Raw genomic sequence first — 8476 nt, forward strand, 5'->3', positions numbered from 1 at the left:
CCGCCGGCCATGACCGCCACTTTCGTGCGGATCGTTCCGCTCTCGGTGACCACGCCTCTCAGGCGTCCGCCCTCGGTCTCGATGCCGCGCGCGGCGCAATTCTGGTGCACGGTGCCGCCGAGCTTGAGGATGGCGCGGGCGACCGCGGGCGCGGCCCGCGACGGGTCGGCGGTGCCGTCGCTCGGCGAGAAAACGCCGCCCTTCCAGGTCCGGCCCGTGGCGCCGCCCCGCTCGCTGGCCTCGGCGCTGTCGAGCATATGGGTGGTCACGCCGGCCGTCCTGGCGAAATCGCGCCAGCGCGCCCAGCCGGCCAGTTCCGCCTCGTCATTGCTGAGATAAAGCAGGCCGCAGCGGCGAAAGCCGGTGTCTTCGCCGGTCGCCGCCGCAAAGCTGCCCCACAGATCGAGGCTGCGGGTCGCCATCGGCAGCTCGCGGGCGTCGCGGTTCTGCTGGCGGCACCATCCCCAGTTCCTGGAGGATTGCTCGGCGCCGATGCGTCCCTTTTCGACAAGCGCGACCTTCATGCCGCGCCTGGCCAGATAATAGGCCGCGAACACGCCGACGATGCCGCCGCCGATCACCACCACGTCCGCGGCTTGCGGCAGTTTGCCAGATGTCTCGATTTGCTGCAGCGGCGCGCGCATGGTCTCTCTACCTTGAAGCGCCAATCTAACGCGTTGCGCAGGCAGCCGCTGCCGCAGTTGAAGCCGAAGCAGAATTTTATTTCGGCAGCTCGGTCGAAATCGGAACTCGCTGCGTTTCAAAGCGGTGTCCGCTCGGATGGACAGGCCCGCGGGCTGTGGTAGTGTCAAGGCTGTTGGTACGGCAGCATTTTGTGCTGTGGCATGCGATCTTTGGAGACGGCCATGAAACTGGATCGGATCGACATCAAGATTCTTCACGAATTGCAGAAGAACGGCCGCATCACCAATGTGGAACTGGCCGACCTCGTGCATCTGTCGCCGAGCCCTTGCCTGATGCGGGTCAAGAAACTGCAGTCGGAAGGCTACATCGAGGGCTATTCCGCGCAGGTCAACATCGGCAAGCTCGGCCAGACGCTGACCGTGTTCACCGAAATCACCTTGAAGAACCACCGCCAGGTCGACTTCGCCCGCTTTCTCGCGGTTGTCGAGAAGATCGACCAGGTGATCGAATGCCACCTCGTCTCGGGCGGCTACGATTACCTGATGAAATTCGTCACCGCCGGCATCGGCGAATACCAGACGATCATGGAGCGGCTAACCGACATGGATATCGGCATCGACAAGTACTTCTCGTTCGTGGTGCTGAAGTCGCCTATCGTCAAGGCGCACATGCCGCTGCCCAGCCTGTTCCCGATGTGAGGCCTTACGCGCGATCATCGAAATAGGAAGGTCAGCCTTTGGGACTCTCCTTCTTGCCGCGCATGGCGCGTTTGTCCCTTCGTTCGTAGAACGAATAAACCAATGGGATGAACCAAGGCTTGCCAAGGTATAGCGGCACTGCCTTCGGTGGCGGATCGAAATCGAAAGCCGACTGAGCCCTCTCTGTCTGGCCAAGGAGCTTGAAGGCGGCCTTCTTGCCGAGCCAGCGCGCCCAAACCACACCGGAACCGCAGAACCCGGTGGCGTAGACCGTATCGCCAACCGTAAACATTCGCGGAACCATGTCGCGGTTCATCGCGACTTGGCCGAACCAGCTATGCGTTATGCCCATCTTTGCCAGTTCGGGAAAAATGCGCCCAAGCTCCGAGCGCAGATGTGTGGTGGGCGCCAGCGGATCCCCTTCCGTCGTGCCGTCGCGTCCGCCGAATAGAATGCGCGTGCTATCCGGCGACGGCCGGTAGTAATAGCTGAGCTGTCTCGTGTCGCCGTGCATCATCTTCTTCGGCATCAGCCGGTCCATCACGCTTTCGCCCAACGGCTCGGTCGCTATGATGCGGCTCCGCACCGGCACGAGGCGACGGCGCAGCCAAGGATCGAAGCCGTCCGTGTAGGCGTCGGTGCATACCAGCAGCTTTTTCGCCGACACCTCGCCGCGTGACGTTGCGACGCGCACACCACCAGCCTCTTGGCTGGTCCCCAGAACCGTTGTGTTCTCGTGAATGACGGCATCGGTTGTTCGGGCGACCCGCAATATGCCCGACAGCAGCTTGGCAGGATGAAGGCCTCCGATGTCCATCCGTACGAAGCCGCCGGCGTAGAAGTCCGTGCCGATATACCGCGATACTTCCTTGCGGGGGACCGCCGACGTCTCAATCCCGAGGAAACGGTTTAAAAACTCGGCGTGGCGGCTGAATTCATCATATTTGCGATCGTTTACCGCGCCATCGAAGAGACCCGAGAGGAAGAAGTCGCACTCCACCCTTTCGGTTTCGAGGAAGGCTGCCAGGTCCTGTCGCGCCGCCTTTCCTTCCGCCAGGATGCCATCGGCCCGAGATTGACCGAACCTGCGGATCAATTGCTTGCGGCTCGGCCTTATGCTGCCGCTCGCCATGCCGCCGTTTCGGCCTGACGCGGCCTGCCCGATGGCTTGCCGGTCGAAAAGCTGGACGCTGCATCCGGCTCTCGCCAGTTCGATGGCCGCCGACAGCCCCGCATAGCCGCCGCCGACGATGGCGACATCGCATCGGGGGACCAGCGGCACCACAGGCAAGGCAGAAAATGCGCAATCGTCCCACCAGTACGGCGTGGCCTTGAACGGACGCGAGGCGGTCGTATCCATGGTGTGCATCTGTGATCCGATCAACGCGCTCAATCGCGCGAGACCCAGAGCTTGCGGGTGGCTTCGATCACCCGCCAGACGCCCGTGAATCCAGGGTGCATCACAAAGGCGTCGCCTGCCGAAATGCGGCGCGGCTCGAACCCGTCCTCGATGAGTTCCGAAACTCCCGAAAGGATGTAGCAGACTTCGAAGGTTCCGCCTTTTATGGAGCGATAGGCGCCCGGCGTGACCTCCCATACACCGGCCCGCACTTGGCCGTCAGCGGTTTGCGCGATATCCCATGTCAGGAAACGGGGATCACCATCCACGCGCCGTTCCGGCAGCGGTTCGCCTTTCCTGGGTTCGGGGAGATTGTTCTGATCGAAAAAGGTAAGCTTGGACATGGGGCACCCTTTCAGCGCGCGGCATGCCGCTCGAAAGACAGGCGCCTTTCGATGGCATGCAGAGCAGTCAGACAGACGACGTTGATTGCAAGGTAGAAGACGGCGGTGATGACGAAGATTTCCATGATGGCGAACGTCTCGCTCATCAGCCGTTTGGCATGGCCGGTGATTTCAAGCACCGTTATGGTGGAGGCAAGGCTTGATTCCTTGACGATAACAGCGACTTCGGTGCTGTAGGAAGGCAAGGCCTGACGCAGCGCCAGGGGAAACTTGATACGGTGGAAGACCACCAACCCGGACATACCGCAGGCCTCCGCCGCCTCGATCAGTCCGCGCGGCAGCGAGAGCAGGGCAGTACGGAAGATCTCCGCCGTATAGGCACCGGTATTGAGAATGACGGCAAGGATGGCAGCGTGCAGGCTGTCGCCGATCAGCCACCACAAAACCGCGTTGTGGCGTATGAAACCTATCTGCGCGAGACCGTAGTAGATCACAAAGACCTGCACGAGCATCGGTGTGCCCCTGAAGACCGCGCAGTAGAAATCGGCGCATTTGCGAACCGTGCCGATCTGGGAAATGCGGGCTGTCGCCAGTAGTATGCCGAACGGCAACCCGATGCCGACCCCGAAAAATGCAATCAGCAGAGTCGTCTTAACGCCGACGAGCAGAAACGGAGCCGCATAGGTGACGATGCTGAAGTCCATCCTAGCCTCTACTGAATCCGCGATTGAAATGTTTTTCGACGCGGTTGAACAGAACCTGGCTCGCCACGGTCATGGCGAAAAACATCGCTGCCGCCATGCAATAGAAGAGCAGCGGGGAGCGGGTGATTCCCGCGGCGACCGCTGCGGCCCGCATCAGTTCCTGCATGCCGACGACGGATACGAGCGACGTATCCTTGATCGTCATTTGCCAAACGTTGTTGATCCCGCCCAGAGCCAGCCTGAGAGCGAGCGGCAGGGTCACGCGGGAGAAGGTGATGCGTGGCGACAACGAAAGCGATCGGGCCGCCTCCAGAAGGCCGGCGGGAACTGCCTGCAAGGCGCCTCGTATGACTTCTATCGAGTACGCGCATGAGATGGCGGAGATCGCTATAATGCCGATAAGGAATGGATAGGCGTTTTCGGCGCTATCCGCGTAGCCGAACGCCGAGGCAATTCTCTGCACCCAGTCGACGGAGCCGAAGAACAGGAGATAAATGACCAATAGTCCCGGAACGCCGCGGATGACGATGCTGTAGGCATCAACAAGCTGTGAAAGACCAGGGACCTGACGCCAACGAAGGATGGCAAGCGGTATCGCCGCCGCCAATCCTACAACCACGCCGACAAAGCCGATCAGAAGTGTGATACCGGCACCGCGCAGCAGCGCAAGGAGCCAGCCCTTCTCGACCATCAACATCCAGATATCGTGCAACATGAAACATTCCATCAGATCGTCGCGGCATTGCCGCGACGATCTGTTGCCTGTCGGATGATTACTTGTTGCACGCGATGGTATAGTCGTCCTTGAACCAGTTTTCCGAGGCGGCCTTCACCTTGCCGCTATTGATCATGTTGCAGAGAGCGCCGTCCAGCTTGGCCTTGAGTTCGGTATTGCCCTTGCGCAGGCCAACACCCATGCCATAGCCCAGCGCTTCGTGATCGTCCGCTCCGGTAACCTTGACGTCGATGCGGGCAAAGCTAGCGCCGTCCGGTGAGCCGAGGAAATCGACCCAGGTCGGGGAATCGCCGAATGCAGCGTCAAGCCGGCCTGCCGCGAGATCGGAATTCTGCTGGGTCGTGGCGTCGTAGGTCTTCAGATCCGCAGTCGGAATATGTTTCTTTATAAACTGCGCGTATGTGGTGCCATTCACAACGCCTATGGTCTTGCCAGCCAACGCGTTCTCGATTTCCGCAAGACTCTTCAGCCCAACGGACGGAGAATCCTTCGGAACCACAAAATACTGCGGTGTGGTTGCGTAGGGGACGGAGTAGTCGATCTTCTTCTTTCTCTCGTCGGTGATGCCGAGACCCGAGATGATGACATCAAAGCGATCGCTGTCCATCGACGGAACCAAGGAACTGAAGGTCTGCACCACGAATTTGCATTTGACCTTGAGTTCGGCGCAAATGCCGTTGGCGATATCGGCGTCGAAGCCGGTAACGTTGCCGTTGGCATCGGCCATGCTGAACTGCGGCGCGTCGCCTTCTGTGCCCACGCGCAAGACACCATTCTGTGCCGATGCTGCCCCTATTGCCGCCATCATGAGTCCGGATGTGCAGATTGAGCGAAGTGCGTTCTTTATGAGCATGCTGAGTTACCCCTCTTTGCCTTCTGTTTGATGGCCGTCATCAGGCGGCGGTTGAAATAACGCTGGATAGGAACCGCTTCACCGCTTCGGATGCGGGATTTCGAAACAGTTCTTCCGGCCCGGCATCCTGCTCAACGGCACCCTTGTGCAGGAATATCATTCGGTTCGACACCTCCCGTGCGAACCTCATTTCGTGCGTGACGAGAAGAATAGTCGCCCCCTCATCGGCAAGCGTTCTGATGACCTTCAAGACTTCGCTGACCAGCTCGGGATCGAGCGCGGAGGTTGGTTCATCAAAAAGCATAAGCTTGGGCTGCATCGCCAAAACGCGCGCGATTGCCACGCGCTGTTGCTGCCCGCCCGAAAGCTGGCTCGGATATCAGTGGCCAAAGTCGGCCATGCCCACCTTGGATAGAGCGCAAAGCGCTGTTTCATCCGCCTCCCGCTTGCCCTTCTTCAGCACGTAGATCAGCGCCTCGGTTACGTTCTCAAGCACAGTTCGATGGGGCCACAGGTTGAAGCTCTGAAACACCATTCCGATGCGGCGACGGAAAACTCTGATATTGGTCGCGTTGACGATTTTCGTTTCGTGGCGTTCGTTCTGCGATGCGGAAATCGCATCGCCCATCACCTCAACCTCACCCGAACTCGGGGTCTCCAGAAAATTGATGCATCGTAGCGCGGTGCTCTTTCCCGAACCGGACGAGCCAACGAGCGAAATGACCTCGCCTTGCCGCATCTGGAAGCTCAGCCCGTTGAGAACGCGGGCCGCGCCGAACGCCTTGCGAAGTTCGTGAACTTTCAGAACGGGAGCCATGCCGAAGCACCTCCTGTCCGTGCCGTGGTGAAGGGATGTAGAGCCGATCGACGGTCCATTTCGGCGACATCTTCGCTGGTCGTCATTCTCGGCTCCCTAGGGGGCATCGCAGAAACAGACGAATTTCGGTTCGACGAAATCCGGCGACGGATGATGTCGCAACCCCTCCCGTTCAAGGCCGACTGCTTCCAGCTGCATTCCACCCTCAAGGATTACAAAGCATGACCTCAGCTTATGTCCGTCGGGGTACGCAATTCCGTCTTATTCAATTGAATTTCCGCAGAATTCCTGCCAATTCTAGGTTTGTAAGAGGAAACGCTCCGAACGCGTCGGACTCTGACCGCGACTGGGTAAACTAGTTCTTCGGATCGGCGCTCACCTCGCGCCCATTTTCGCGGCACGTTCTTGCAGAGATTCAGATCACGGGCTGCCTGCAGGCCGTTGACAGGCCTAAACGCATTATCAATCAAGAAAATGCTCGAAATCGATTGGCATGGAAAACCCAACCTTCACTCGATCCATGATAACCATTGTCTTGAACCCCTTGATGTCGTGATTTTCGTAGAAAAATCTCCGAGTAAAAGCTTCATAATCTTCCATGCTTCGGGATGTGACAATGAGAACGAAATCTGCTTCTCCCGTAACGTAGTAGCCGTTCATCACTTCCCGAGTCTGGCGGATCGATTGTTTGAAGCGGTCGACGATGTCAGCCCGTTCGCGCTCGAGCGAAACCAGCACGAGCATCGCAATGGGCCGGCCGACAGTCTTGGGTTTCACGATCGAAACGTCAGCTTCGATTGCTCCCCCTTCCCGAAGCCGTTTGAGACGACGCTGGACCGCCGTTGCCGACAGGCCGACCATTTGACCAAGCTCTTCCGTGCCGTGGCGATTGTTGGTCTGCAGAATATTAAGCAAGCGAGAGTCCAGTCGATCAAGCTTCATTCTGCCTGCCTGCGCGTTGATCTGGTGACACAATCGTGGCTGAAAAACTTGCCGTCACCCCTCAGTCTTCCGATGTAGTCAGCGGTGGCCGTACTGGCTGACGAGCTGGGGGTCGCGGACAAGGCCGTCGAGCCACGTCGAGTCGAGCTTCGGCACCGAAGAGAACAGAAGCTTGGAATAGGGGTGGGAGGGCGCCTTCACCTTGTCTGGCGTGATCTGCTCCACACGCTGCCCATTGTACATGACCATGATCTCGTCGCAGATGGCCTCGACGACCGAGAGGTCGTGGCTGATGAAGATGTAGGAGAGCCCCAGCTCGCGCTGCAGCTCCTTGAGCAGTTCGATCACGGCGGACGCCACCACCGTGTCGAGCGCCGAGGTGATTTCGTCGCAAATGATGAGCTTGGGGTCGGCCGCCAACGCGCGCGCGAAATTCACGCGCTGCTTCTGGCCGCCCGAGAGCTCCGATGGATGCCGGTAGCGCAGCGCCCTCGGCAGGCGCACCATATCGAGCAGTTCGTCGACGCGCCTCGAGCGCGCCTGCCTGTCGAGCCGGTGATAGAAGGCGAGCGGGCGGGCGATGATGTCCTCCACAGGCTTGGCCGGATTGAGCGCGGTATCGGCGTACTGGAACACGATCTGCATCTCGCGCAGCTGGTCCTGGCTGCGTTTCCTGGCGGCGCGCTGCAGGTCCTTGCCATCGAAGACGATGTCGCCGGCAGCGGCCGGATGGATGCCGGCGATGACGCGCGCCAGCGTCGATTTTCCGCAGCCGGATTCGCCGATAACGCCGAGATTGCGCCCCTTTTCGACGACCAGGCTGACGGAATCGACCGCGCGGATAAGTGGCAGTCCGTCAGCCCGCATCGCGCCATAGCCGGCCGTCACATTGTCTATACGCAGCAGCTGCTTCGTCCCGGCATCCGCGTCGGCTTGCCCCTGCCGCGGCTTCGGTTCGAAGGCGGCCAGCAGTTCGCGCGTATAGGGGTGCCGGGCAGCTGAAAGGATTGCCGCTGTGGTGCCTGTCTCCTGCACCTCGCCGCCCTTCAGCACCACGATGCGGTCGGCGATCTGGGCGACGACCGCGAGATCGTGGGAAACATAGACACCTGCGATCCCGCCCGCCCGCATGACCGACTTGAATGCCTTCAGCACGTCGATCTGCGTCGTCACGTCGAGCGCCGTCGTCGGCTCGTCGAAGATCACCAGCTTGGGATCGCTGATGAGCGCCATGGCCGCCGACAGCCGCTGCAATTGACCGCCCGAAACCTGGTGCGGATAACGGGCGCCGATCCCTTCGGGGTCCGGCAGCGACAAGGCCCTGAACAGCTCGACGGC

The 8476-nt window shown here is 60.0% G+C and carries 9 protein-coding genes and 1 pseudogene; 1 reads left to right on the forward strand and 9 read right to left on the reverse strand.

Features of this window, described 5'->3' with window-relative positions; translation table 11 throughout:
- The coding region (locus EN742_RS15060; protein ID WP_148670112.1) for an FAD-dependent oxidoreductase at positions 1 to 644 on the reverse strand (644 nt) is incomplete at its 3' end.
- Positions 645 to 866: 222 nt separating this feature from the next.
- On the opposite strand from EN742_RS15060, the gene EN742_RS15065 reads away from it, so the two are divergent.
- Complete coding sequence (locus tag EN742_RS15065) at positions 867 to 1343, forward strand: Lrp/AsnC family transcriptional regulator (RefSeq protein WP_127407051.1); 477 nt, start codon at positions 867 to 869, stop codon at positions 1341 to 1343.
- A 31-nt stretch (positions 1344 to 1374) separates the two neighbouring features.
- Here the strand turns inward: EN742_RS15065 and EN742_RS15070 are convergent, their stop codons facing one another.
- The 8 genes and pseudogenes from EN742_RS15070 to EN742_RS15105 all read right to left on the reverse strand — a co-directional run.
- Positions 1375 to 2703 (reverse strand): FAD-binding oxidoreductase, encoded by a 1329-nt coding sequence (locus tag EN742_RS15070; protein WP_128332977.1) that lies wholly within the window; start codon positions 2701 to 2703, stop codon positions 1375 to 1377.
- Between the two features lie 29 nt (positions 2704 to 2732).
- On the reverse strand, positions 2733 to 3086 hold the full coding sequence (locus EN742_RS15075) for a cupin domain-containing protein (protein ID WP_126058825.1): 354 nt from the start codon (positions 3084 to 3086) through the stop codon (positions 2733 to 2735).
- Positions 3087 to 3097: 11 nt separating this feature from the next.
- Complete coding sequence (locus EN742_RS15080; protein ID WP_126058826.1) at positions 3098 to 3790, reverse strand: ABC transporter permease subunit; 693 nt, start codon at positions 3788 to 3790, stop codon at positions 3098 to 3100.
- Position 3791: 1 nt separating this feature from the next.
- The gene (locus EN742_RS15085) at positions 3792 to 4505 is read right to left on the reverse strand and encodes an ABC transporter permease subunit (RefSeq protein ID WP_126058827.1); all 714 of its coding nucleotides are present in this window, start codon (positions 4503 to 4505) and stop codon (positions 3792 to 3794) included.
- A gap of 58 nt (positions 4506 to 4563) precedes the next feature.
- On the reverse strand, positions 4564 to 5379 hold the full coding sequence (locus EN742_RS15090; protein ID WP_127407080.1) for a transporter substrate-binding domain-containing protein: 816 nt from the start codon (positions 5377 to 5379) through the stop codon (positions 4564 to 4566).
- A 40-nt stretch (positions 5380 to 5419) separates the two neighbouring features.
- A pseudogene (locus EN742_RS15095) lies at positions 5420 to 6196 on the reverse strand (amino acid ABC transporter ATP-binding protein).
- A gap of 462 nt (positions 6197 to 6658) precedes the next feature.
- A complete protein-coding gene (locus EN742_RS15100) occupies positions 6659 to 7138 on the reverse strand; it encodes an Lrp/AsnC family transcriptional regulator (protein WP_127406531.1) in 480 nt (159 codons plus the stop codon).
- Positions 7139 to 7216: 78 nt separating this feature from the next.
- The coding region (locus EN742_RS15105) for an ABC transporter ATP-binding protein (RefSeq protein ID WP_148670113.1) at positions 7217 to 8476 on the reverse strand (1260 nt) is incomplete at its 5' end.

Source organism: Mesorhizobium sp. M4A.F.Ca.ET.020.02.1.1 (assembly GCF_004022645.1).
In the GTDB taxonomy this organism is placed as follows: domain Bacteria; phylum Pseudomonadota; class Alphaproteobacteria; order Rhizobiales; family Rhizobiaceae; genus Mesorhizobium.